The sequence below is a fragment of the Parabacteroides sp. AF19-14 genome (genome assembly GCF_003635485.1).
In the GTDB taxonomy this organism is placed as follows: domain Bacteria; phylum Bacteroidota; class Bacteroidia; order Bacteroidales; family Tannerellaceae; genus Parabacteroides; species Parabacteroides distasonis.
The window spans coordinates 52,425-78,386 of record NZ_QTMJ01000025.1 but is presented as its reverse complement, the minus strand read 5'-3'; the positions used below and the strand labels follow the sequence as shown (position 1 = coordinate 78,386).

General features: G+C 46.3%; 17 protein-coding genes. 13 read left to right on the top strand and 4 right to left on the bottom strand.

All coding sequences use genetic code 11. From position 1 onward, the window contains the following. Window positions 1–136: 136 nt before the first annotated feature. Window positions 137–448: a transposase gene (locus tag DWX33_RS19180; protein WP_229100401.1), complete on the bottom strand. Its 312-nt coding sequence runs from the start codon at window positions 446–448 to the stop codon at window positions 137–139. Between the two features lie 485 nt (window positions 449–933). Further along, window positions 934–2,049, bottom strand: coding sequence for an ATP-binding protein (locus DWX33_RS19170; protein WP_005863959.1), 1,116 nt, complete (start codon window positions 2,047–2,049; stop codon window positions 934–936). Between the two features lie 184 nt (window positions 2,050–2,233). Between DWX33_RS19170 and DWX33_RS19165 the strand changes: the two genes are divergently transcribed. From DWX33_RS19165 to DWX33_RS19105, 13 genes are all read left to right on the top strand, one after another. After that, window positions 2,234–2,668, top strand: a complete 435-nt coding sequence (locus DWX33_RS19165; RefSeq protein ID WP_005863956.1) for an HU family DNA-binding protein — start codon at window positions 2,234–2,236, stop codon at window positions 2,666–2,668. Then, complete coding sequence (locus DWX33_RS19160) at window positions 2,665–3,135, top strand: N-acetylmuramoyl-L-alanine amidase (RefSeq protein ID WP_008773299.1); 471 nt, start codon at window positions 2,665–2,667, stop codon at window positions 3,133–3,135. Before DWX33_RS19165 ends, DWX33_RS19160 begins: the two co-directional genes overlap by 4 nt. Window positions 3,136–3,205: 70 nt before the next feature. Further along, window positions 3,206–4,180, top strand: a complete 975-nt coding sequence (locus DWX33_RS19155; RefSeq protein WP_005863952.1) for a FecR family protein — start codon at window positions 3,206–3,208, stop codon at window positions 4,178–4,180. Between the two features lie 262 nt (window positions 4,181–4,442). Beyond that, on the top strand, window positions 4,443–7,586 hold the full coding sequence (locus DWX33_RS19150; protein WP_122380878.1) for a SusC/RagA family TonB-linked outer membrane protein: 3,144 nt from the start codon (window positions 4,443–4,445) through the stop codon (window positions 7,584–7,586). 19 nt (window positions 7,587–7,605) lie between these two features. After that, complete coding sequence (locus DWX33_RS19145) at window positions 7,606–9,174, top strand: RagB/SusD family nutrient uptake outer membrane protein (protein ID WP_005863947.1); 1,569 nt, start codon at window positions 7,606–7,608, stop codon at window positions 9,172–9,174. Window positions 9,175–9,246: 72 nt separating this feature from the next. Then, window positions 9,247–10,791: a Gfo/Idh/MocA family protein gene (locus DWX33_RS19140; protein ID WP_122380877.1), complete on the top strand. Its 1,545-nt coding sequence runs from the start codon at window positions 9,247–9,249 to the stop codon at window positions 10,789–10,791. A 98-nt stretch (window positions 10,792–10,889) separates the two neighbouring features. Then, the gene (locus DWX33_RS19135) at window positions 10,890–11,696 is read left to right on the top strand and encodes a DUF1080 domain-containing protein (protein WP_122380876.1); all 807 of its coding nucleotides are present in this window, start codon (window positions 10,890–10,892) and stop codon (window positions 11,694–11,696) included. 6 nt (window positions 11,697–11,702) lie between these two features. Then, window positions 11,703–12,425 (top strand): galactosamine-6-phosphate isomerase, encoded by a 723-nt coding sequence (locus DWX33_RS19130; RefSeq protein WP_008773295.1) that lies wholly within the window; start codon window positions 11,703–11,705, stop codon window positions 12,423–12,425. 15 nt (window positions 12,426–12,440) lie between these two features. Next, window positions 12,441–13,367 (top strand): ROK family protein, encoded by a 927-nt coding sequence (locus tag DWX33_RS19125; protein WP_122380875.1) that lies wholly within the window; start codon window positions 12,441–12,443, stop codon window positions 13,365–13,367. Between the two features lie 11 nt (window positions 13,368–13,378). Then, window positions 13,379–14,662, top strand: a complete 1,284-nt coding sequence (locus DWX33_RS19120; RefSeq protein ID WP_122380874.1) for an MFS transporter — start codon at window positions 13,379–13,381, stop codon at window positions 14,660–14,662. A gap of 92 nt (window positions 14,663–14,754) precedes the next feature. After that, the gene (locus DWX33_RS19115) at window positions 14,755–16,734 is read left to right on the top strand and encodes a glycoside hydrolase family 97 protein (protein WP_122380873.1); all 1,980 of its coding nucleotides are present in this window, start codon (window positions 14,755–14,757) and stop codon (window positions 16,732–16,734) included. A 158-nt stretch (window positions 16,735–16,892) separates the two neighbouring features. Then, the gene (locus DWX33_RS19110) at window positions 16,893–17,609 is read left to right on the top strand and encodes a ThiF family adenylyltransferase (RefSeq protein WP_122380872.1); all 717 of its coding nucleotides are present in this window, start codon (window positions 16,893–16,895) and stop codon (window positions 17,607–17,609) included. After that, entirely contained in the window at window positions 17,606–18,262 is a 657-nt protein-coding gene (locus DWX33_RS19105) for an ABC transporter ATP-binding protein (protein WP_008778861.1), read from the top strand. Before DWX33_RS19110 ends, DWX33_RS19105 begins: the two co-directional genes overlap by 4 nt. 59 nt (window positions 18,263–18,321) lie before the next feature. Here the strand turns inward: DWX33_RS19105 and DWX33_RS19100 are convergent, their stop codons facing one another. After that, window positions 18,322–24,252, bottom strand: a complete 5,931-nt coding sequence (locus DWX33_RS19100; protein WP_122380871.1) for a hypothetical protein — start codon at window positions 24,250–24,252, stop codon at window positions 18,322–18,324. A gap of 35 nt (window positions 24,253–24,287) precedes the next feature. Then, the gene (locus DWX33_RS19095; RefSeq protein ID WP_199713330.1) at window positions 24,288–25,955 is read right to left on the bottom strand and encodes a FimB/Mfa2 family fimbrial subunit; all 1,668 of its coding nucleotides are present in this window, start codon (window positions 25,953–25,955) and stop codon (window positions 24,288–24,290) included. Window positions 25,956–25,962 lie beyond the last annotated feature (7 nt).

Sequence of the window (25,962 nt, the reverse complement as noted above, 5' to 3'; positions counted from 1 at the left end):
AATACGGGATACAAAAAAGTCAATGGGACACGGCCGTAAAGCCATTGAGACAACACCTCTATCCCATTGACTTTACAAACCTATCCCTTTGAGATACCAACCCTATCCCATTGAGATGCTATCGACAACCGGGCACTTAAAGAACAAAAAGTGAATGCACTACCGCTGAAAGAATACGTCCTTGCCCATTCTCCAAATTGATGATTTCAAATCTGCCCTCTTCCAAGTGCTCCATCTCGATTTTCCCGTCATATAATTTAGGCCGCCCTCTTTTACCTGTAGGCTCTTCCGTGATGAGATAACGGAAATAGGCGTCATCTCTAAATCGGCTGATTACATGAAATCCCATTTCGAGTGCGCCATCCACAAAGGTGGATTTGGAGAAGTAGGTATCCGCAACCACATAGTTTGCCAGTCGCTGAAGTGTTTCCTTGCGTGTACACGGCACATGTAGATACCAGTCTATTAATGTGTATGTAACTTGCTCCGGTGTTTTTATCGGCGGTGTTTGAACCGCTTCCGGATGGAAGCAGGCATGAAGGTCCGATAGCGTTGTTCACCAAAGCGACCATAACGACCCGGTTGAAGGAAATTAATCCGCCCGGGGATAATCAAATATAAAAGTAGGACTTCAAGCATAAACTTCTCACGCCATTTGTTTAGCTTTACCGCAGATTTAAGCAGCACACTATTTATTAGCTCTAAATGTTGGTCAAGTTCGTTCAGATTCATTTTTTCAGGATGTGGAAACCCTTAATATAATGAATCGGGAGGACTTGACCTACTTTTTATTTGTTAATTCAAAACTTAACGAACTATTGTATAGGGAAGATCTCCAGAAATTGGCAGAAGAAGATAATCCCATCGTAATATTAAGGAATAATTTTTGGTAGTACGAGCAAACTGTGTCAACTAAATATTTTTCATCCGTTGTCATATCCGGCTGAGCCAAATAGACATGAACCTATCATACACGATATACCCATCCGGTTGCCTCAATATAAACTCCTTATCTATTAATATCCTTAAGGAAGTATTCACGCTACTCACCGCCTTCAAATCATACTTTTTGATGAAGGCGGCAGCATTGACCTCCCGGACGATCCCTTCCTTGGCGATCGCTTTCAATAGCTGGATTTGATTAAATGTCAACAATTGGAAATAAGTCTGGTAGGTATATTCTTCTTCCCGTAAGATCTCCATCATGAGAGAATCAAGAAGCTCCGGAGAAAGTGTTTTTTCCGGTAAAGCGAAGAGACGGTTCAAAAGATATTGCACATACCAAGTATGCCCATCTACCCATGTGTACACCTTATCAAATATTTCTTCCGGAAGCTCCTTCCCTTCCTTCTCGAAGAAAGAATGGGCAAAGGAAAAATACACCTCCTTGCTGATCTTGTCTAAAAATAATTTTTGGGTGGATTGATAGAAGGGGCGCTTGATTGAGAAGAATATATATTCCATCAAGTGCTTTTTACTCCCCGAAAAGATAAAATGAACATTCGGCAAAAATTGAATATAAGAACGCAATAGGCCTTCCACCCCTTTCTCCGGATATTCCATGATTTGCTGGAACTCGTCAATAGCCAGATAACATTCTCTTCCAGACTGCCGCAAGTAGTCGAAAATCTCCTTCAGCGTCTCCTCCTCTTTCGAAGGGACGATATCCAAGGATACAGACGGAATGCCCGATAACTCATCCATTGTTATCACGGGACGGCAACTCTTAAAAAAAGAAAGCAAGGTCTTCAGCGTAGATTGAGAGAGACTATCCAGCTTACCTAAGATCTCCCTTCCCAACAAAGCGACAAACTCACGCAAATTTTGAGTAGAGAAAATATCTAAGTAGAAGCACTTGGCATTCTTCTCCTTTTCTTGTAGCGTATAAAAAACATTCTTGATCAAACCGGTCTTTCCCATACGGCGAGGGCTTACCAACGTGATATTTCTCCCATTATGAAGAGCGGATAAAATCACTTCTGTCTCTTTCTCCCGATCACAAAAATATTCTGGACCTTGATAACCAACTATTAAAAAAGGATTATTCATATTCAGCATCTTATTTGCATTACGCAATTCACGCAACGCAAATTACGTAATAAAAAACCAGAATAACAAGTAAACCGACTACTACTTACATATCCCGACACTCACCGACACTCGCCGATTCCCGTTTTTCAGAGGCTCTATCTTTGCATTGTCATTAGTAATTAACCTTTTAAAATTCAAAATTATGGCAGTGAAATTTAAAGTAGTAAAGCGTAAGGTATTGAACGGCGCAGAGAAAGACTCAGTAAAGAACTACGCGATCGCTAAAACGTCGGGGACTTCGGACCTCAACAAATTATGTAAACTGATTTGCTCTCGCTCCACGCTTTCGTCGGCGGACGTGAAAGCGGTGCTCGATTCATTAAACTGGGCGATGGATCTGGAACTTTCCTCCGGCAACGTGGTGCAATTGGGAGAATTTGGAAACTTCCGTATGTCTATTAACTCCGAAGGAACGAATACGCCCGAGGACTTCGACGCCACCAAGATAAAGGGGGCACGTATTATCTTTTTCCCGGGCTCGGCCCTGCGGACTACCCGCAATGAGGTGAATTTCGAGCCTCTGGAGGTTACGAAAAAGAGCGCAGGTTCTGATAGCGAAAGCCCGGACGAGATATGAGAAAAATTGACCTGATCGTGATTCATTGCTCGGCAACCCGTGAGAATACGGACTATAGCCCGAAGCAACTGGAGAGTGACCACAAGGCACGGGGATTCCTCCGTGCCGGTTACAACTTCTACATCCGTAAATCGGGAGAAGTGGTGAACCTGCGCCCGCTAGAGCAAATTCCGGCTCATGCGAGAGGACACAACAAACACAGCATCGGGATTTGCTACGAGGGTGGACTGGACATCACCGGACAGCCACGGGATACCCGCACACAGGCTCAAAAGACCTCGTTGTTACGTTTGATCCGGCATCTCTTAATCTGCTTTCCCGGCTCATGGGTCTGTGGGCACCGGGATCTCTCGGAGGACTTAAACGGAGACGGGACGATCTCGCCGGATGAATGGATCAAACAATGCCCCTCATTCAACGCGATCCCCGAATACAAAGAACTCGTGTATGAGCTACGAAAAAAATAAGTAAAAAATCTATGCTCCCACTAAGGGTTTTCAAATTTGGTTGCGACTATTAGTATAGAAACAACTTAAAATGGAGAATAGCATAGATCATATTATCACAAGGATATTAAGTGGCAACAGCTCCTCGGAAGATTTTCTTTCGCTGAGCGAATGGCTGAACGCAGACGAAAAGAACAAAAAAGAATTTCGGTTGCTAAAGAGTTATTGGGATGCGGAAGTCTCGTTCAGCCATTCCTTAATGCCTAATGTGTCCCTCGATAATTTGAGAAAGAAGATCGACGATCAAAGCAGGCAAAAGAGATTGAGGCTGATCCGTTTCATCGCTACTCCCATTGCGGCGGCAATCGCCTTTCTTGTTCTGTTTTTCGCTACGACGCACTTAAATACCCGGGAAGGGAAGGTTCAGCAATTCTATACCTATATAACCGATAAAAATAAATCTCATTTTACATTGGATGATGGTACGAAGATCATTTTGAACCGGAATAGTCGCTTTACCTACTCTGACGCATACGGTACGGATCAGCGAAAGGTTAATTTGGAAGGAGAAGCCTATTTCGAGGTGGCGAAAAATCCGGAAAGACCTTTCATCGTCGATATGGGAAATGCCTCCATACGGGTATTAGGAACGACCTTTAGTGTAAAAGCCGATAAAGGGAAGGATCAGATCACAGCCGTCCTGCTGGAAGGGTCTATCCGTTTCGAAAGCCCGACACAACAAGTCTTACTCGCTCCCGACCAGCAACTTACATTCATCCGTTCAACGAACAAGATTGATATCCAATCCGTCAACGCAAAAGAAAATCTGGCATGGAAAGACGGCTTGCTAAAGTATAAATCAATAGCGCTTTGTACCTTGCTGAATGAGCTTGAGAAAAGATACGAGATCCCGATCCATATAGAAAACAAGAGATTGCTGGACCCGAATGTCACTGTATCCGGAACATTCAGCGAGGATCAATCTTTAAAGGAGATTTTACAAGTAATATCTCGCAGTTTGCCGATCAAATGGTCACAAAGAGATGGAACTTACTATATTCAATAAAATAAAAATATCAACACATCTTAAAAAAACAAGCAATGCCTATGAGATAACACGGATCATATCTTTCAAAAAAACAAAACCGGCTGCAAAAATACAGCCGGCCCCATTAAAAAGAATTAATTCCTGCTTCTGCTACTCCACGACCAAATTTTGTGGCAGACGCATATTATCAACCTTTTATCAGTACAAAAATATGGAAAATGTTTCGTATTATAGGTCTTTTAGGTCCGAAGACTTAAAAAAAATGCTCTCGGTCCTAAAAATGTCCTTTATTTTACTTTTCTTGACACTGTTCCAAGCGGTAGCGACTAATTCCTATTCACAATCTGTAACGATTTCCGTGAAGACAGATCAGGCCCCGCTAACCGATCTATTCGCTATTATAGAAAAACAAAGCGATTTCTTATTCTTCTATGTGGATTCTGACGTAAAGAACGTAAAAGTGAGCGTGAACGCAACCGATAAGTCCATAGAAAATATCTTATCGCAAGCACTACGCAACACGAGTTTGAAATATTCGATCGAAGGACGGAATATCAATGTATTTAATAAAAACATTGTCGCCCAGCAAACTAAAAAACGTATTACCGGTGTCGTTAAAGATGCGGAAGGAAACGCTATTATCGGCGCTAACGTTGTCGAGAAAGGCACGACCAACGGTACGATTACGGATCTGGACGGTAAATACATGATGGAAGTATCCTCAAACGCGACCCTTGAGTTTTCCTATATCGGTTACATGACACAGTTGCAACCGGTAGGCGGCAAAAACGAGATCAATGTAAACCTGAAAGAGGACACTCAAAAACTGGACGAGGTAGTCGTAGTAGGTTACGGTACACAGACAAAACGTGAGATTACCGGTTCTATCACCAATGTGACCGCTGAGGATTTCAACCAAGGTCTGACTCGTAACGCAGCGGATTTGTTACAAGGTAAGGTGGCAGGTTTAACGATCAATACGGGTTCCGGCGACGTAACGGGCAACTCGACGATTCAATTAAGAGGTATGTCAACCTTGCAAAAGGACCAAGGTCCGTTGGTTGTTATCGATAATGTACCGGGCATGGACATGTCTACGGTTAATCCGCAGGATATCGAATCTATCTCTATCTTGAAAGATGCGTCTTCAGCCGCTATCTATGGTTCCCGTTCAGCGGGTGGTGTTATCCTTATCACTACGAAGAAAGGTTACGCCAGCAAACCGACCATCGCTTATAATGGAGCGTTCGGTGTATCTACCTTGGCCAACAAGCCGAATCTGCTGACGGCGGACCAATGGCGTAGCTATACTTCCTCTACCCCGGGTAAGGATGGTAAGGATTTTGACATGGGAGCGAACACGGATTGGTTCGACGAGATCACGAGAATCGGTTTCCAACAGGATCATGCCGTGTCTTTATCAGGAGGTGGTTCACACCATAACTATAGAGGTTCCCTTTCTTATATGCAACGTGAAGGTATCGCATGCGATAACTCCATGAACCGTTACAACGCCCGTTTCCAATTCTCCCAACGTGCGCTGGAGGATCGTTTGAAAGTAAGCATCACCGGCGTGGCTACCGTTACGGATAACGCACCGACAAATACGACAAACTTCTTGCTTGCCTACAATATGATTCCCGTACGTCCGGTTAAGCTAGAGGATGGATCTTGGTTCGACACACGTGAATACGACCAAGGAAACCCGGTACGTAACCAGAAAGAGAATACACATAAGAACCGCATCAATAATTTCTATGGAACCGCTGATGTCGGTTATACGATTATCGATGGCTTAGAGGCTAAAGTTCTTTTAGCTAAAAGCCGGAACACGGAAGATGAGAGTAAATACAGTAGCATCGAGTCTCAAGCCGGCTACAACGATGGCGGTAAGGCCGAACGTTGGTCGAGATTGCGTGATAAGGATTTGATGGAATGGACCGCCAATTACTCGGCCGAGTTCAATAAGCATAAGATCAATGCCTTGATCGGTTATTCTTGGGAAGAGGAGAACTATGAGGAGACTCACGTACAGACCCGTGGTTTCGTCACTGATTTATTAGGCGCTAACAATTTGGCCGCAGGACAAAACCTGAACCCCGGAGATGCGGAGTCTGAGAAATGGCAAAGTCGCCTGATCTCTTTATACGCAAGAGCCAATTATAGCTTCAATGAGAAATATATGTTGACAGCTACCGTACGCCGGGATGGTTCTTCCAAATTTGGAACGAATAACAAATGGGGTACCTTCCCTTCCGTTTCCGTGGGTTGGAATATCACCCAAGAATCATTTATGCAAAAAGTAAACTGGCTTAACGACTTAAAGTTAAGTGTCGGTTATGGTATCACTGGTAATCAAACAGGATTGGACCCCTACAAAACCCTCGAGCTTTACGGCACAGATGGTGTATATTATGATACCGGTTCTTGGTTGCCTTCTTATAAGATCAGCCAGAACGCCAATCCGGACCTAAAATGGGAACAAACAGCGATGTTGAACATCGGACTTGATTTCTCCGTATTGGATAGCCGCCTAGGAGGTCGTATCGAATGGTATAACAAAAAGACCTCTGACATGCTTTATACCTATCCGGTACCAACCCCTCCTTATTTATATAATAAGATCATGGCAAACGTAGGTGATATGCGTAATACGGGTATCGAGCTGAGTTTGAACGCAGACGCTATCCGCACAAAGGATTTCGACTGGAACATTTCCTTGAACTTGGCTCACAATGAAAATGAGGTAACTCGTTTATCCAACGATGTATTCACGATGGATAAGATCTTATTAGGTGACGTATTCATCCGGGGTGGAAGCTCCAGTGGTACGCACGTATTGGAAGAAGGACGCCCTATCGGACAATTCTACGGTTTGGTTTGTAACGGTATTGACGAGAACGGTAGATATATCTTGGTAGATAAAGACGGCGACGGCGAGATTTCCGATCCGGCGGATTACGACTACATCGGTTCCGCACAGCCGAAATTGACTTACGGTATCACCAACTCTTTCCGTTACAAGAATTTTGACTTATCATTTTTCTTGCGTGGAACGATCGGTAATGATATATTGAACGCGACCCGCATGGCATACGCTCAATCCGGATTCCTGCCGGGAACGAATGCGCTGGACGATCCATTGACCTATACGTTAAGCGAAACTCCTAGATTCTCCAACTATTATTTAGAGAAAGGATCTTTTATGCGTCTCGACAACTTGACTTTAGGTTATAAGATCAAAGCTTTGAACGGTATCCGTGTTTATTTCACGGCACAAAACCTATTCGTTATCACGAAATATAAAGGTCTTGATCCCGAAGTCCCTATGGATTCAGGAGACGGTTTAACCCCGGGTGTAGAACCTCGTGAATTTTATCCGAAGGCACGCACATTCTCTGTTGGATTAAACTTGAATTTCTAATACATAAACAGTAACGATCATGAAAAGATTATTCAAAAATATAATATGTGCCGTACTCGCTCCGGTAGCGCTTGTCTCTTGCATGGATTTGGACGAGAACGTATACGACAAACTTCCTACCGACGAATTCGGGACAACGGAAAAGCAGATCAACGCAATCATGGCTCCGGCATATCAATCTTTGAAAAATATGCTAGCCTACGACGGTCCTTGGGGGGCGGCCGATATGACAGCCGATATCTTGATGGCACCGACACGTGTAGGTGGTGACTGGTGGGACGGTGGACAGTATATGGAACAATGTATGCATAGCTGGAAACCGAACTCTTACTCTGTAGAAAATTGCTGGGATTATTGTACGGGAGGCCTAACTACGGTTAACTCCGTATATAATATTATAGAGAAAAGCGAAGCCATGAGCGATGAGCTTAAGCTTCAATACTTGTCCGAGTTAAGAGGATTACGCGCTTTCTGGTATTATGTAATCGTAGATATCTTCGGTAACGCTCCACTAGTGACAGATTTTGAAGATACCTCCTTGCCCTCCAGCACAAGCCGTGCGGACATTTATAAATATGTGGTTAAGGAATTAACCGAGATCATCCCGAACTTGCGCTCCGATGTATCAGATGCCAGCTACGGTAAGTTTACGCAAGGTGCTGCCCGCATGGTATTGGCGAAGATGTACCTCAACGCCGAGGAATGGATCGGTGAACCGAACTGGAAAGGTGTTGTGGAGCAGTGCGACGAGATCATGAAACTCGAATATATCATCGAACCGAATTGGAAAACCAATTTCGAGGTTCATAACGAGGTATCACGAGAGATCATTCTCCCGATCTGCTACAAGGCATCCGATGAGTGGGGCAACTCTATCCATCTTTGGACATTACATTATCTGGATCCCGATGTATTAGGTTTCACCGGCGGTATGTGGAACGGTATCAACGCCCAACCGGATTTTGTTCGTACATTTGATACGGAAGATCCTCGTTACGAAGGTTCGTTCTTGATCGGCCCGATGATCGACCCTAGCACGGGAGAGATTTTGAAAACGACCCTAGGACATGACTTGATCCATACGATCGACTTAAATGTGGTACCGGGAACAGAGAAAACCGATGCGGACGGTAACTTAACTCCGTGGGGCGAAGTTCACCAAGAAGACGGCGCACGTATCAATAAGTGGGTATATGAGAAAGGCATGCAAAATACCAATATGGAGAACGATATCGCTATTTTCCGTCTGGCTGATGTATACCTAATGAAAGCGGAAGCCTTGGTTCGCATGGGCGGGGATCTCGGTGAAGCTACTCGTCTGGTAAACGCTATCCGGGAAAGGGCTTATGGTAATTCCGATCATAATTACACGAGCGTGACATTAGATGATATTTATAACGAGCGTGGTTATGAGTTGGCATTCGAATTTGTCCGCCGCCAAGATATGATCCGCTTCGGGACTTATCTGAAACCGAGATATATGAAGCCGAAACAGACTCCGGAATATCGTAAGATCTTCCCGATCCCGTTCAAGGCTTGGCAGAAGAACAATAATTTGGTTCAGAACCCGGGATATCCGGCATTCTAATCATATCAGTCTGTTTTTAATATCAATTCTTTAGACCCCAATTCAATTATTAATCATAATATGAACAAATTTATGAAAGAGGTAAATAAACAATCCAGTCCGACTGGAATCTCTAGAAGGGAATTCCTTGGGATGGCAGCCACAGGCGCTGCCGCCCTTACGATCCTGCCCAGCTTTACCGTAGCGGGATTAGGACATGTAGCTCCCAGCGATAAGCTTTATATCGCAAAAATAGGCTGCGGCGGTATGGGAGCCGCCGATTTGGGTAGCTTAATGAATACGCCGCATAAGAACGCGGCGATCACCTGTCTGTGCGACGTGGATGACCGTCAATCTGTCGACGCTCGCAAGACCTATCCAAAAGCTAAGTATTTTAACGACTTCCGTGAGATGTACGAGAAGGAAGGTAAGAACTTCGATGCCGTATGTATCTCCACCCCGGATCATAACCATGCGATCCAAGCTTTCGGCGCTATGCGGATGGGTAAGCACGTATATCTGCAAAAACCGATCGCGCACGATATTTACGAGGCACGTATCCTTACCGAGGCTGCCAAGAAATATAAGGTCGTGACCCAGATGGGTGACCAAGGTAACTCTTGCGACGGTATGCGTACCCTTCGTGAATGGCTCGAGGCAGATCTGTTGGGTGACATCCAGAAAGTATATTGCTGGACCAACCGCCCCGTATGGCCACAAGGTATTCCTTGGCCGAACCAGAAACCGCCTGTTCCTAAAGGCTTGAATTGGGATTTATGGTTAGGAACAGCGGAGTATGTAGACTATGTGGATAATTTGGTTCCGTTCAACTGGCGTGGTTGGTGGCGTTTCGGTACAGGCGCTCTTGGAGATATGGGTTGCCACATCATCGGCCCTCCATTCAAATTGCTTCAATTAGGTTATCCGACCGAGGTTTCTTGCAGCACGACCAATGTTTACTCCGGTATCTTCGAAGAAGCCTATTATCCTGAAAGTTGCCCGGTAGCCAGCTCGATCCGTTATAAATTCAAGAAGAAAGACGGAAGCGACTTGAGTCTGTATTGGATGGACGGCGGTATCATGCCGGAACGTTTCGAGGAGATCGACCCAGATGCCGATATGACCTGCACGATGGGAGACTTGGATATGATGGACGTAGAAGGCGCAACCGTATTCGTAGGTACGAAAGGTATGGCTTCTTGTGGCTGGGGTGGTTCCGATCCAAGATTCTGGCCGAAGGGGGTAAAGGCGAACAAGAAACCTTTATTCGACAAAGACGTGAACATTCCTCATAAATATAAACGTATCGAAGGGGGTACGAATGGCCACTATTGGGCATGGATCGACTCTTGTATCGCAGGGTACGATAAGGCAAACGTAGAATCTCCGTTCGAAGGATACGCCGGTCCGTTGACTGAGACCGTATTGATGGGTAACTTGATCTTACGGAGCCATAATATCCGGGAACAAGTGAAACATAACGACTCGATCTACGGAGAGCGTGAAGGCTTCATCTATCCGGGAAGAAACAAGACTTTCCTATGGGATGGAGCGAATATGCGTATCACCAATTTCGAGCAGGCGAACCAATTCATCAAGCGGAAATACCGCAATGGATGGGAAGACCTGAAGTTATAAAAGCTAACAGGAATCTAACGGTAACCTAACAGGAACCTAACAAATTCCTAATAATTATCTAACAAGTTTCTAACAAACAACAAACATTCATAATAGCGATGAAAAAGATTTATAGCAGTATTATGGCCGTAGCCTTATTCGCGTCGGCCCTGTCATGTACCTCCGGCGGTAATACCAACGATGCCGGAACGCAAACCGCCCAAGCCCAAGCCCTCGATAGCGACGGTATCCCTACGGGAGGCGAGTGGATCACCATGTTCGACGGCAAGACCTTGAACGGATGGCGCGGCTATTGCCGTCAGGATGTACCCCAAGGTTGGGTGGTTGAAGACGGATCGATCACCTATAAAGGTAGCGACAATAAGGCAGACACGGGCTTCGGCGACTTGATCTACGACAAGAAGTTCAAAAATTTCGTTTTCGAGATCGAATGGAAGATCGACAAGGCCGGTAATAGCGGTATCTTCTATACAGCGCAAGAAATTGAGGGTACACCTATTTATTACTCCAGCCCAGAATATCAGTTACTCGACAACGAGAATATGCCGGACGCATGGGAAGGTTGCGACGGTAACCGTCAGGCCGGTGCCGTATATGACATGATTATGCCGGATCCACAACCCGTAAAACCGTACGGAAACTGGAACAAGACGAGAATCGTTGTCTATAACCAACGCGTGATCCATTACATGAACGACGTGAAAGTGCTGGAATTCCAGTTCGGTACACCGGTATGGCGCGCATTAGTGGATCATAGTAAGTTCAGCAAGTTCAGCACGAGTCCGGAGAAATGCCCGGAAGCTTACGACTTGATGCTACAATGCGGAAAACAACCGGGTTACATCGGTATGCAAGACCACGGTTATGGTGTTTGCTTCCGCAATATCCGAATCAAAGAGCTCTAAAATCGTATGAGAATAGAGATTTGTCAATCTTATGAGGCATTAAGCCTTAAGGCAAAAGAGATTGTTACCTCAGAGTTAGGGCAGCACAAGGCACTTACGCTTTGTGCCGCCACTGGGGGCTCTCCTACCCGGATGTATGAGTTGCTGGTAGAGGAAGCCGGTCGCCAACCGGAATTATTCTCCCAATTCACGGTACTAAAGCTTGATGAATGGGGAGGAATCCCGATGGACCACCCGGGTACGTGCGAGTCGTATCTACGGAACTATTTCGTAGGTCCGCTTCAAATCCCGGAAGACCGGTATATAGCGTTCCAAAGCGATCCGGAGAACCCTGAGGCGGAATGTGAGCGGATCCAACAGATACTGGATCAAAAAGGCCCTATCGACATTTGTATATTAGGAATAGGGATGAACGGCCATATCGCCTTGAACGAGCCGGCTCCTTCCTTACATACGAATTGCCATGTGGCTCATCTGTCCCAGAAATCCTTGCAACATCCCATGATCGCCGGGGATACGGAGAAACCGGGATACGGACTGACATTGGGCATGGCGAATATCTTTCAGTCACGCCTGATTATCCTTCTTATCAACGGGATAAAGAAAAGGGAGATTACTCAAGCTTTCCTTGAACAGAAGATCTCGACGGAGTTGCCGGCCTCCTTATTGTGGCTGCACCCGAACGTGATTTGCCTGATCGACAGGGAAGCGGCGCATAGTTCTAATTAAGCTTTTACAATTATCATGAAATACGCTATCGCATTAGACATTGGAGGAACAAGCATAAAATATACTCTTGTGAACCAGAATGGCGACATTCTTTACGAATCGTCGGAAACCACACAATCAAAAGAGAATCCACGCCCATTATCCGATACCATAAAAAGTATCGTACGGAAAATGACAGACTACGCCCGTTCCCGGGATTGGGGGATTTACGGAATTGGCATAGGTGTACCTTCCGTAGTAGATAATGGGGTGGTTCTCTTTGCCAATAATCTTCCTGAACTAGATAACCAACAATTGGATCTTGCGTTAGCGGAATTTAATCTACCGGTATTCATCGACAACGACGCAAACCTTATGGGGTTGGGCGAGGTGATATATGGGGCGGCTAAAGGTCTCTCCGATATCGTTTTCCTGACGGTGGGTACCGGCATAGGGGGCGCCTTGTTCTTGAACGGCCGGCTTTATGGCGGCTACCGGAACCGGGGCACCGAACTTGGGCACTTAATTATTCATGGTCTGAATGGGAATCAATGTACTTGCGGAGCGTCCGGTTGCCTAGAGGCACACGCTTCCGTAAGTGCGTTGATCACCTTATATCGGCAATTATTGCAGAAGAACGGACGGGAGATACCTTCCCGTATCGATGGAAAATATATAGTAGAGCGCTATAAAGCTCAGGAGAAAGAGGCCGTACTCGCTATGGAGGATCATTTCCGGAATCTGTCCCTAGGCGTAGCGAGCCTTATCAACATTTTCGCTCCGCAAAAGGTGATTATCGGCGGAGGCATTTCGGAATCCGGAGATTTCTACATTGACAATATACGGGAGCAGGTCGGGAAATACGTGATGAAGGAAACCTCGTACTTCACGACTATCGAGCTTGCCCGATTAGGAAATAAGGCCGGATGCCTCGGGGCGGCGGCATTGGTGTTTAATCATTGAATCTATCTATCATGAATAAGAATAATTGGATCGTACTCCTCATCTTGTGTATTTGGTTTGTCATTTCTTTTGTTACCAATATATTAGGCCCTATGCTACCGATGATTATCGATAGTTTTGGGCTGAGCCTGACATTGGCCGCATTCTTACCGTTCTCATTTTTCTTGGCATATGGCATCATGTCGATCCCGGCAGGAATGATCATCGAGCGTTTCGGGGGAAAGATTTCCTTATTGATCGCTTTCAGTCTGGCGTTTTTGGGTGCGGGGCTTTTCGTCATGTTCCCGACCTACCCTATCGTATTAACTTCCCTTTTCGCTATCGGTCTGGGCATGGCGATGCTACAGGTGATCATATTGCCTTTGATGCGTGAGGCGGGTGGAGAGAAAAAATATGCCTTTAATCAGGTATTGGCCCAGATCGTATTCGGGGCCGCTTCTTTCATGAGCCCGTTCGTCTTGGCCGGACTTATGCGGAAATTAACCGGTGAGGATTCGGCAAACGACTTCTTCATCCGTTTCCTCAAAGGGATAACGCCGGAGAGCTTACCTTGGAGCTCGCTCTATTTTATCTTTACGATTGTTTTTGTCATCATGTTAGTGGTTATCTCTTATGTCAAATTCCCGAAAGTAGAATTAAAGGAAGATGAGAAGGCGGGAACGATACAAAATTATAAGGAATTGCTCAGGCAAAAACAAGTTATATTCTATTTCTTAGGGATTATCGCTTATGTGGGAACCGAGCAAGGATTGGCGAATTGGATGAGCCTTTTCTTGAATATGTATCATGGGGTCAGCCCGGAAGGAGCCGGGGCTACTACGGTTGCTTGGTTCTGGGGATTGATGTCCATCGGCTGCTTGTTGGGATTGGTGATCGTTAAGTTAATCGACTCAAAGCTGATGTTACGTATCTTCTCGATGATAGCGATCCTTAATTTAGCGATAGCGCTCTTCGGTCCTACGCAAGTAGCGATTATCGCTTTCGCTTGTTGCGGCTTCTCGATCTCGATCATGTTTTCGGTGATATTCGCCTTAGCCCTTAACTCCGTGGATAAGCATCATGGGGCTTTTTCCGGTATCTTGTGTACGGGTATTTTCGGTGGGGCATTGATTCCGTTCATCATTGGTGGACTTGGAGATCTGATCGGGCTACGTTACTCTATGTTCTTCTTGTTTATCACGCTCGGTTATATCTTAAGCATTTCCTATTGGACCCATCCATTGGTCAAGAATGAAACGATTCATCTTAAAGATTTGCTGAAGCAACTCATCCACCCCCAAAACACACCTAATTAAACTCCCCGTCTCTACAACTAGATGAATTCCTTCAAAAGAAAGAGGGAATTTTAATTAGTAAGCATTATCTTTGAAACATAAAATCAGTATCCATGAAAAAAGAATCTATCTACTTAATCTTATTTTTCACGCTATTCAGCCTTTCTATCTATGCGAACAAGAACGTACGATTGACCTCGCCGAATGGCAAGATCAAATTCTCGCTGGCCCTAACGGAAAAAAGTCCGGTATATAACATAGAGTTCAATAAGCAAATGCTGATCCAAGACTCCCCGCTGACATTGACATTCGATAACGGGGCATTTGGCGAGAAGCTGAAGATGAGCAAGCCGGTGTTCAGCACGAAAGAAGAGACCTATGAACTGATCGTCGGTAAGGCGAAACATATACATAGCCTTTCCAAAGAGGTAATCATCCCGCTAGAGGAAACCGTTCAGCCTTTTCGCAAGATTAATCTGGTCGTAAGGGCTTTCGATGACGGTATCGCCTTCCGCTATGAGTTTCCGAAGCAAAAAGGATGGGATTCGTATATCATGTATGACGAGGGAACCACCTTCAACCTACAAAGTAACCCGAACGTAACCACTTTATTCCTCCCCAACTACCAAAGTTCCCACGAAGGTAAATATACGGTCACGGATTATGCCGACATGGATAATAAACGATTGATGGATATGCCCGCCCTGTTCTCTTTCCCGAACCATGTTTATATGGCGATTACCGAGGCGGCGGTTCGTGATTACGCCGGTATGTACCTATGGAAAGAAAACGGGGTTCTTCTCGGGAAACTATCACCTAAACTGGGACAAGAGCGTATCAAGGTAGAGGCATCCCTACCCCATCAATCTCCTTGGCGGGTCTTGATGATCAGCGATCAAATCGGTTCCTTGATAGCGTCCAATATCCTTACGAATCTCAATGAGCCTTGTAAGATAGAGGATACGTCTTGGATTAAGCCGGGTAAGACTACTTTTACGTGGTGGAACGGGAATGTCGTTCCAGATACGACTTTCCTTGGCGGAAACAATTTCCCCACGAATAAATATTACATTGATTTCGTAGCCCGTAACGGATTGGATTATCACTCGATCTACGGGAACGCCGAGCAAGCTTGGTATGACGAGGATGGAGCCGGATTCGGTTCTCCGGGTCCGAAAGCGGACATCTTGAAAGTCGTTCCGAGCCTCAATATGCAGGAGATTTGCGATTACGCCAAGAGCCAAGGCGTACGTATCCATTTATGGACCAACTGGAAACCTCTGTACGCGAAGATAGACGAGGCTTTCGCCCAATTCGAGAAATGGGGAATCGCCGGTATGATGATCGATTTCATGGATCGAGACGATCAAGAGATGATCCGCATCCAAGAAGAGTTCTTGGCGAAGGCGGCCAAGCATCATCTATTCGTGCAATTCCACGGAGCTTGCAAGCCGTCTGGATTGAACCGTACCTATCCCAATGAGTTCACCCGCGAGGGTACGCTTAATTATGAGCATTGTAAATGGGACAAGGATACCGATGCGGATCATGACATCCATATGCCTTTTACCCGTTTATTAGCGGGAGCGACAGATTATCATTTAGGTGGTTTCCGCTCTTTGCCAAGGGATAAGTTCAAGAACCAAGAACGTAACCCTTATGTAATGAGTACCCGTTGCCATATGTTAGCGATGTACGTGGTATTAGAAAGCTATCTCGGCATGATTTGCGATACGCCGGAGGCTTACGAGGGACAACCGGGATTCGAGTTCCTAAAAGCCGTGCCTACGACTTGGGACCAAACAGTCGTTCCGAACGCTTCCGTCAATGAATACGTAACGATCGCCCGCAAAAAGGGAGAGGATTGGTTTGTCGGTACGATCAATAACAGCCAAGCACGCAGTATCGATGTAGACCTCAAGTTCTTGGATAAGGACAAGAAATATAAGATAACGATCTATAAAGATGCTGAAGATACGAATATAGACTCGAACAAACTCGTAAAAGAGGTTAAGGAGATCACCAACAGGGATAAAATCACCCTTCCGCTGGCCTCCGACGGAGGATCGGTCTTTCATATTCAACCCATCTGACGCAATCCACCCACTGCAACCCGGGTTGCAGTGGTACTGCAAGGCTGATGCAGTAATACTGCAACGCCCATACAGTAACAAGACACAAAGCTTTCGGATAAAAGCAAGTATTGGAGGAACCGGAACAATTGATTACTTTTGTCCTCAAAAGTATATAAATGAGTTACAATTGGAATACACGGACGGAACTTTTGTTTGGAGCCGAGCGTATGGAGCGCTTATCATGTAGCCATGTATTGGTAGTTGGGTTAGGAGGTGTGGGAGCTTATGCCGCCGAGCAGATTTGCCGGGCCGGAATAGGAAAGATGACAATCATAGACGCCGATACGGTAAACGAGAGTAATATCAACCGCCAATTGCCCGCCCTTCATTCCACCCTAGGGATGCCGAAAGCCGAGGTCGTAGCCAAGCGTTTGCTCGATATCAATCCCCAGTTGCAACTAACCGTCCTAAATGAATTCCTGCGAGACGAGCGGACGGAGGAGGTACTCCTATCGGCCCCTCTCGATTTCGTGGTAGATGCCATCGATTCCCTAAGTCCCAAGGTATACCTGATGTACCAAGCATATATCCATAAGATCCCCATCGTGTCCTCCATGGGGGCGGGCGCTAAGGTAGACCCGTCCTTGGTACGGATTGCGGATATCTCCAAGACAATCAATTGCGCCCTCGCGAAAGCGGTGCGGAAACGGTTGCGTCCTCTAGGCGTAAGCAAGGGGATTCCCGTCGTATTTTCCACCGAGTTCGCCGATCCGGACGCCGTGATCGAAGTTGAAAACGAAACATGTAAACGTACGACCACGGGAACGGTCTCTTATATGCCGGCAACGTTCGGTTGTTTCCTTGCCTCGCACGTTCTAAGAAACTTGATATGATACAAACCGAAGGAATAACGAAAAGTTTCGGAGCCTTACAAGTATTGAAAGGCATCGACCTCACGATAAACAAGGGCGAGGTTGTCGCCATCGTAGGCCCCAGTGGGGCGGGTAAGACAACCCTGTTGCAAATCATCGGCACGCTCGACGCACCGGATAGCGGACGGCTGGTTATCAATGGCACGGAGACAAGACGATTGGGCGATAAGGAGTTGGCGGCTTTCCGCAACCGGAATATCGGCTTCGTCTTCCAGTTCCATCAATTACTGCCGGAGTTCACGGCCTTGGAAAACGTGATGATCCCAGCCCTGATCGCCAAGGAGAAATCGGCCATAGCCGAGAAGCGGGCGAAAGAGATGCTGGACTTCTTGAAACTCTCCGATCGTATGGCACACAAGCCCGCCGAGCTATCCGGCGGAGAAAAGCAACGGGTAGCGGTAGCCCGTGCGCTTATCAATAACCCGGCGGTTATCCTCGCCGACGAACCTTCCGGAAGTCTCGATACCAAGAACAAGGAAGAGTTGCACGCCCTCTTTTTCGAATTGAGGGACCAGATGAACCAGACGTTCGTCATCGTGACGCATGACGAACAACTGGCTACAAACACGGATCGGGTGATCCATATCAAGGATGGAGTGGTAGAAACGAACTAACAACAAGGGGGTGCGGTTCACTTAGAACTGCACCCCCTTGTCTATTATAACGGGTTTATTTATAATACCCGTAGTTTCACCGTCTTTTGGTCGTGGGCGATCTCCGCACGAATGATGTAGATGCCTGCCGGGAGAGCGAACGTATAAGTCGGGCGAGCGGGATATAAGGTACGTACCAAACGACCCATCGGCGTAAACACCTGTATCCGCTTCAACGCCTCGCTAGCGCTGACCACTACCTTACCCGATGCGGCGGAATAAACAGAAATAGATTCCGCATCGCCTACCCCCTCATTACCAGTAGGCGAGCCCGCACTTAGGAAGTAACGTCCATGGCTGCTGCCGTCCAGACGCAGGGTGTAGGTATCGCCCGACAGCTCCGTACTTTTACGGGTCACGGCATCGTACAGGTAAAGCGTCTCCGCCCAATCGCCGATACCCTCTATCGTCAGTGTAACCTCGCCCTTACCCTCGCCGGCATATACGCCAAGAGGTATCTGGTCGACCCGTCGTGCCACGTTCACGCCCACGGCACGAGTCCCGGCGATGGTGTACACCTGCGGGATCTCCTCCAGTTCCGTATCCAGCAAGATTACGGCATCCTTATCTGCCTCATAGTTGTTCGTGGCATCATCCTGCCGCGTCAGCAAGGCCGTGCTACGATATGCATCCCGCTCCGCTGTCAGCTTCAAGACCGGATTTTTGGCCGTAGCGGTACGCAAGGAAGAAGAGACCTTCTCCGGCTCTCCTTGCATCATGGAGGGATCGAAACGAACGACCTTCAGATCGGCACCGGTTACCGTACCTTCCGCTTTCGTTTGAGCCGCATCTTTCAGCTCTACAAAGAAGGCCTGCATGGGGGCGATAACGGCTCCGGAAGCAGCATCAGTATCTTCATTTTCCCATGCCACATCAGGCGTACCGACAACAAGACCCTCTCCAATCTTCGTATCCAATGTCCAATATTTTTGCGCTAAGATAGTCTCATTCCCTTTCAAGAAACGAGCGATATCCAACGGATACATATACGGATTACCCAACAGGAAGTGCTTACCGTCACCATCAGCGATGGCACGGACGGTTCCATTATTATTCCACCATTCTTCCGTTCCATTCGCATCTGTCAATACCACCTCGATAGATTCGTTATCCGCCAGCTTACCGGCATTGATCCGTTCCGCTAAAGTCGGGGCTTTGGTCATGGCGGCTCTCAATGTAGCGCTTTTCGTATCCGGTTTCCACGGTTCATATTCGTAGGAGTTATCCGCTTTCGGCAGGCGTACCAAGACTTTTCCATTCAAAGCATCCGCATTCTTCTCTTCCACGCTGGCATAGAATCCCTTTCCTAAAGCGTAGGGCACATTCACATCGTTATATTCACGGCTCCAGTTGGATTGGACTACCTCGTAATGAGTTGTATCCAAACTACTCTCCGAAAAAGAACCTGTTGGATCTACTTCATCCTTCGGCACGTACATCGTGATCGCCTTGTCCCAGGCTTTCTGGTAGAAGGCAGGGGCTTGGCGGTCGTTGTTGGCCGTGCTGTAGGTGATATCGGCGAAAGCATAGGTGTTCTGTCGGCCCGTGTTCTTCACGGTGTACATATCGCCGGCGAATACGCTTTGCAGGGGCGATGCCATCCAATATTTTGCGTTAGGTGTCATTTCGAATTCCACACGGGCGGTGTCATACGTCAGGAATTGCTGGCGACGTAACTGCGCCTCGGGTTTGAAATAGATAGCCTTTACCTTATTTATATAGTACGGAGCTACGATCGTATTACCTCCCTTTTTGTCTACCGCCATATCGTATTGGATATATTGGGTAGCCTTTGTTTCAGATGTCGTATCAATTCCTTGCAGTAAATTCTTATCCTCTTTCAAGTCTTCCAATTCCAGCGTCTGCCCTCCCGGGATCGTGATACGGGTGAAATGAAGCGGGGCGAAGGCGGCGGTCACATCATCGTTACCATTGGCATCCTCATCGCTTGCTCCCGTTTGATCTATATACAATTCCCCTTTCGTGGACTGCTTCCAGTTCTTGTCATTATACCAAGCCTCAGCGTTCTCGCCCGTGTTTGTACCCTTCCAAGTCAGATACTCCGGTACGATCTTGACAAGCAAGGTGGCGTATCCCTCACAAGAGCCATCCACGAAACCATCATCATTATATTCACCGAAGGGGATATAGAGGGCATAAATCTGGCCTTCATTGAATTGTTGATAAGCATTATCATTAAAAGTCATGGAGAATGATCCACCGCCATTGTCAATTTCACCAGTTGTATCATTTTTACTTTGGGGTTTCGCAGACAACCTTGTTAAATTACCCACCTCTGTATAAGTCTGCCCTTGCCGTAAGAAGATAGTGGTAGCGTTGCCGCTAGGCAAACCTAATTGATTGGATGTTTGCATACCCATCGTAAGGCCTTTGCTTTGAATAGGGATATTGGTTATCCCTCTCTCCATGATATTCGGCAAGCCGATACGTAAAGGGACATTGGGATAATACTCCATTCCTTCCGGATACACCACATCCGGGAAACCGGCCAACAAGGTCGGAGCGGGAGCAGCTTCCAGTCGTCGTACTTGTGGCTGATCACAGAAAAGCCATTCACGTTTATCCTCCTCGCTAATATCCGATGGCATATAAGGAATCATTACCACCCGTTCAACCCAACGGAACTCAGCTTTTCCATATAACCCACCAATCACCAATTTCGGTTCTGTGTCTATATCACCGAAAAGCAATGTATGCAACTCCTTTATTAATTTCTCATTGTTATACTCCCTTTTGCAATAATCAATCAAATCATTTGCGGGGAAAGCGTCCATGGCTTTATCTCCAGACAAGGTAGTCCTATACTTTTTTAATATATCCACTAAAGATTCCCTATACGTAAGGCTAAACTCTTCAAACTCCAACGAGTCTCCTAAGAACCAGTCGAATGTATATTTATACAAAGAAAAAGGGTTTGTTTCCTTATACTCAGACATTTCTCCGGTTGGATTGTTAGCCTCATCAAGTTTTTCGACCCACACGGTTGCCTCCTCAATTGCGCTGATCCGTCCCTCACAAGCGATCGTACCTTTCGGCAGATCGCTTTGGGTACGTGCCACAACCGTAAAGGAGGGAAGTACTGTGAATGGGGATGACAACACACATTGATCCTTAAAATCAACCGAGGCATTCGGGAAGTCAATTTTCTCACTTGTATCGGTTGTTGTCCGTGCGCTAAAGATCACTACGTCATACTCGCCCGTGGCGGCAGCCTCCTCTGTCGCGAAGTTTCGTTCACCTTTATATTTCAGATCCGTCTTATTCACATCGATTACACTCAAGTCAACTTTTCCGGTCAGCTCTCCGTTTTCCTCCTCCCACCATGGTACACGCAGGCGGGTCATACCTAATACAGAACAAACAGCCCGTACCAATTGCTCGTACGACTCATCTAAACCGCCAACTCCCTCCATGATCTCTTTCACTTTATCGGAACTGATCGTGATCACATAATTATCATAGGAGCTACTATGTTTTTTCAAACCCGCTTCCAGATAGTTTAAATAGGCTTCTTCGGTAGGAAATCCTTCTCCAGCCGATCGTTGTAACGCATTATTTGTTATTTCAGTATTCCAAATACCATTCATCGCATCATGATAGAAATTATTAATCAGCCGTAAATTCCATTCTATTTGCAATGCCTTCGCCTTATCAGGATCTGTTATACCGTTAAACCTGTCCTCTCGTGCCTTCTCAGTTGTAGGTACCACTATACGATATAACTTACTACGACTATTATAACTTACGTTATCATACTCTAATAGGTCTCTATTCAATGTAATCCAAGCGTCTCTGTCACTAGATACCGAATTCTGCATATCCTTAGCAAAGCCGAAATAAACATTTCCCACATAATTATCTTGAACGTTTGCTTTAGCGTCATTACCTAATAGCCCATAACGATATTTCCATAGATGTTTAGACTCTACAGTAATTTCGTTCCCCATATTCAATCCTGCCAATACATCCGGATTTAGGCTCCATCCCATATTTCTCAACAAAAGATCATAATCTGTAGAAACAGTCAGCTGGGCGGAAGAGCAAGCGTCCACTCGCTTTACGTCGATCTGCGGCTTGGTACGGTAGACACGCAGACCATCGATGGCATAATCAGCGCCATAAGAGTGAATGGTATTGTTTTGTACCTCTAAATAAAATTCATTATAATCAGTAAGGGATTCGGATAATGTAAATGCATACATTAATTGTTGCCATTTACCGATATATTCATTGGTCTCATACGTATAATTTCCACTTTTATAGGGGGCCTTTAATGAATAGTACGTCAATGCATCTCCCGAAGTGAAACGGTGCAAGACAACGTCATTTCCTTGATTATCCCGTCCAATGAAATTTATATTGATATTTGGGGGAAGAGGTTTTCCTCCTCTTGAACCTGAATGAGTCTCGTTCGCTCTTGTTGTCATATCATTTACCCAAAAGTTTACTAGGATACCCGTATGTGCGCACATAGTACCATCCAATTTAATCTTCACCAAACGCCCCGGCAGGTTTGCAGCATCGACAAAGAAGAAATAACCCAATTTCTGATGATCAGTATTAAAATATGTTCGATCATATACTGTTGATGCCGTATAAGAAGGGTCAGGCTGCTTGGCAATAAACCAATAATTATTTAGACCACTTACAAATGAAGCCTGTCCATCTTTTGATACACCCTCCAAATTGGCCGTGCGAAACAATCCATATTGATTCTGCAAAGTTGTCAGACGATTCAATACATTGGCCTTTTGCGTATTATAATTATATGGAGCATATCCCGTCACTTCCGGGTCTAACCACCTTCCATTAGGCGTTTCCCCAGAGGGCCACTCAGGTATTACCATATTCTTACTTCTATCAGCCTTTAAATCTTCAAGTGTAATGGAGTCTCCTCTATCAAAATTGATATAGCCAATCATCTCATAGAGATCTTTATGCTTATCCGGCTCTCGCATTACATCCAATTGGCTATTTCCTTGTCGTACCAACATAGTATCTTCCAACATAAAACCGGAACCACTGATGGGGCTAAGCGTATATTGATAGAGTAAAGGACTTACCGTATTATCGCTGCTGACAGCCCAAACCTTCAATGTCGTTTCAGAAGTGACACTCAAAGAATCTATGATCTGTTCCCAAGATTTCAAATCCGGTTTTACCACTTCGTTTATTGTATATCTATAATGATCACCAACCACTATGCCAGAACCCGGATCCCATGCATAATTATTAGCGCTCATCCCTAATTGTACATTAATGTTACTACCTGTTCCTGCGGTCCATATATTATCTTTAATAAGAGGTTCTCCTAACAATGCGCTTATTCGCTCTGCAATAACAGAGGCGGGGCGGATAATAAATTTGTAACGTATGGAAATTGTGGGTTCTTTAATTGTATTACTTTGTGTTGGAAATTCACTACTATTCAAACTTACATCGCAAATGACAACATCCTCTGCTACCTTATCTGCCAAATATGTAACCGTAGAGGCTCCCGTAGCCGTTGAATTTGCAGAATAAAATGCCGAACACCAAAATAATGATGTTTCATCAGACGTTGGTACCAATGAAGCGGTATGTTTTTTTGTTTCTGCCGTCCCTCCTTTTACCAAATTCTCAGACGTAATTGTAACATCGGTCTTTGTTATTACGTCATTTAAAGACTTTCCTTTCCGATACCAACGTACATACCATTTATAACGAGGATCGTTTCCATCATGTCCATCATTATTCCTCAACTCCGGCACAAACAACTCCCTCGCTACCCCATCTTTTACATACACCGTATCCACACGTTCAGTGACCTTCTCTTGTGTACTGGGAATAATCGTGTACTGCCCCCACGCCGGTACAACTACACCCGTAGCGAGGATTAGCAAGCAAGTTAATAACAGGGATTTATATCGTAGGTTGATTGATGGTCTCATCCGTCAGGTCCTCCTTTCTTTGGTTGTTGTTATATTTATGGTTGTTGTTCTTTATAGTTTCTGATCTTGATGGTGTAAGGGATTTGCATCTCTTGCTTCTCCCCATCCACGGTATAGTTTACCACGAGCGTGAGGATGATCGTGGCCTCCGCCTTTCCGCCCAGCTCTTGGGTACGGATCGTGAAGGAGCCACCTTTTTTAGATTCGTCATCGGCCGGCGTAAGCGCTGCTTGGGGGATGTCCGATTCCGTGTTTGCCACAAAATGCTCTCCATCTATGTTCATGGCCGTGATTAGCGGCTTGCTCGCGTCATCGTTCTTCCAGCTGACGGAACTATATTTCTCGGTCACAATATCTCCATCCTCGCCGGTTTGGTACCCCTTGATGGTGAAATCGGTGCCCAAAGGAAGACCGTCTATTGCTTCTATTCCAAAGCGGATCGACAAGTCGCCGGCGGCTTGCAGGGTATGCGTTATGGGGGCCAATACCTGCACGCCATCCTTCGCTCCATACACCAAGGCGGTCGGGTAAACCCCGATGGGGAGGCGTTGCTCGGCTACTTCCAATTTTGTCGCGATGTTGGTTATCAAGACCGGGATAATCAGCAGGTCGTTTCGGCGCACGAAACCGAAGCTCGTGGTATGCTCCGTGCGGGGACGGCCTTGGATATCGACACCCAGCAGGATCTCACTCGCCCCCGCATTGCCTTCGGGGATATAGCGGGTATAAGTCTTTACGTTGTCCGTACCGTTCGAATTCTTCGCAGGTACGGTTTTCTCCGCATCAGTCGCTGCGGCAAGGATGATCTCCTCATTAAATAAATGCTCCGATGCTACCTCCTTTCCAGTCGGGAGATCCGGGGCCAGCGACTCCGCGCCAGCGTTTCCAGCAGTCTCCAGATACTTATTATCTCCCCAAGGCAAGAGCCAGATCGGCAGGCTTCCCTTGCGGAGGTTCATGATGTCCAGTCGGTTTACGGTGATCGCTTGGGATAAGTTATTCGTTATCTCCACTCGTATCTTGCCGATCATACGGATCAAGGGGATCTTGAATGTGTTCGGTGCCGGAGCGGGAGCCAACGTATGCTCTTGGGCGTAACTGCTCATAGGGATACGCAAGCGGTTTCCAGTGCCCTCCGTATCCGTTCCACCGAACTTGCCGCCCAGTGTACCATTCCGCCCATCTATGCTATTGCCCGAGGCCAAGATGTTCACCGCCCTTGTCAAAGCCTCTTCCGACAAGCCAAGGTCTCCCGGGTTGGAGTTCGTGTTTTTGATCTGTTCAAGAAGCGCTTCGCCGCCTTCCAACGATGCCAAGTTGGCGAACGCATAGAAACGGTACGTGCCGACCGGCAACCTCATATCCACCGACGTGCGAGAATTATCATCATTCTTATTATAGGTACCTTCGCTGGACGTATATCCCGCCAATACGCCACTCTCGTCATACGCCACCACCAGCCAGTCCGTGATGTCTCGCTCATATTCGTCATCATTTTCCCAAGAAATTGCCTCGCCGGCCTTCGTCTGCGGCGGGCGTATCGGTAGGGAAGCCCGCAGGGTGATGGTCACGAGACAGCTGTTCGGGTCATCATCCGGGAGATCGCCACCCCGGTCTTCGCCGCAGGCCGTAAAAAGCCCGCAGAGGCAAAGACCGGCGACGATCGCCGCCAATAAGTCATATAGGATATAGCGTCTCATCATTAGCGAT

Bases quoted from the DNA above. Each gene is read 5' to 3' on its own strand.
- DWX33_RS19125 (WP_122380875.1), top strand. From the start codon at position 12,441: ATGAAATACGCTATCGCATTAGACATTGGAGGAACAAGCATAAAATAT.
- DWX33_RS19160 (WP_008773299.1), top strand. From the start codon at position 2,665: ATGAGAAAAATTGACCTGATCGTGATTCATTGCTCGGCAACCCGTGAG.
- DWX33_RS19150 (WP_122380878.1), top strand. From the start codon at position 4,443: ATGTCCTTTATTTTACTTTTCTTGACACTGTTCCAAGCGGTAGCGACT.
- DWX33_RS19110 (WP_122380872.1), top strand. From the start codon at position 16,893: ATGAGTTACAATTGGAATACACGGACGGAACTTTTGTTTGGAGCCGAG.
- DWX33_RS19130 (WP_008773295.1), top strand. From the start codon at position 11,703: ATGAGAATAGAGATTTGTCAATCTTATGAGGCATTAAGCCTTAAGGCA.
- DWX33_RS19155 (WP_005863952.1), top strand. From the start codon at position 3,206: ATGGAGAATAGCATAGATCATATTATCACAAGGATATTAAGTGGCAAC.
- DWX33_RS19145 (WP_005863947.1), top strand. From the start codon at position 7,606: ATGAAAAGATTATTCAAAAATATAATATGTGCCGTACTCGCTCCGGTA.
- DWX33_RS19105 (WP_008778861.1), top strand. From the start codon at position 17,606: ATGATACAAACCGAAGGAATAACGAAAAGTTTCGGAGCCTTACAAGTA.
- DWX33_RS19135 (WP_122380876.1), top strand. From the start codon at position 10,890: ATGAAAAAGATTTATAGCAGTATTATGGCCGTAGCCTTATTCGCGTCG.
- DWX33_RS19165 (WP_005863956.1), top strand. From the start codon at position 2,234: ATGGCAGTGAAATTTAAAGTAGTAAAGCGTAAGGTATTGAACGGCGCA.
- DWX33_RS19115 (WP_122380873.1), top strand. From the start codon at position 14,755: ATGAAAAAAGAATCTATCTACTTAATCTTATTTTTCACGCTATTCAGC.
- DWX33_RS19140 (WP_122380877.1), top strand. From the start codon at position 9,247: ATGAAAGAGGTAAATAAACAATCCAGTCCGACTGGAATCTCTAGAAGG.
- DWX33_RS19095 (WP_199713330.1), bottom strand. From the start codon at position 25,955: ATGATGAGACGCTATATCCTATATGACTTATTGGCGGCGATCGTCGCC.
- DWX33_RS19100 (WP_122380871.1), bottom strand. From the start codon at position 24,252: ATGAGACCATCAATCAACCTACGATATAAATCCCTGTTATTAACTTGC.
- DWX33_RS19120 (WP_122380874.1), top strand. From the start codon at position 13,379: ATGAATAAGAATAATTGGATCGTACTCCTCATCTTGTGTATTTGGTTT.
- DWX33_RS19170 (WP_005863959.1), bottom strand. From the start codon at position 2,049: ATGAATAATCCTTTTTTAATAGTTGGTTATCAAGGTCCAGAATATTTT.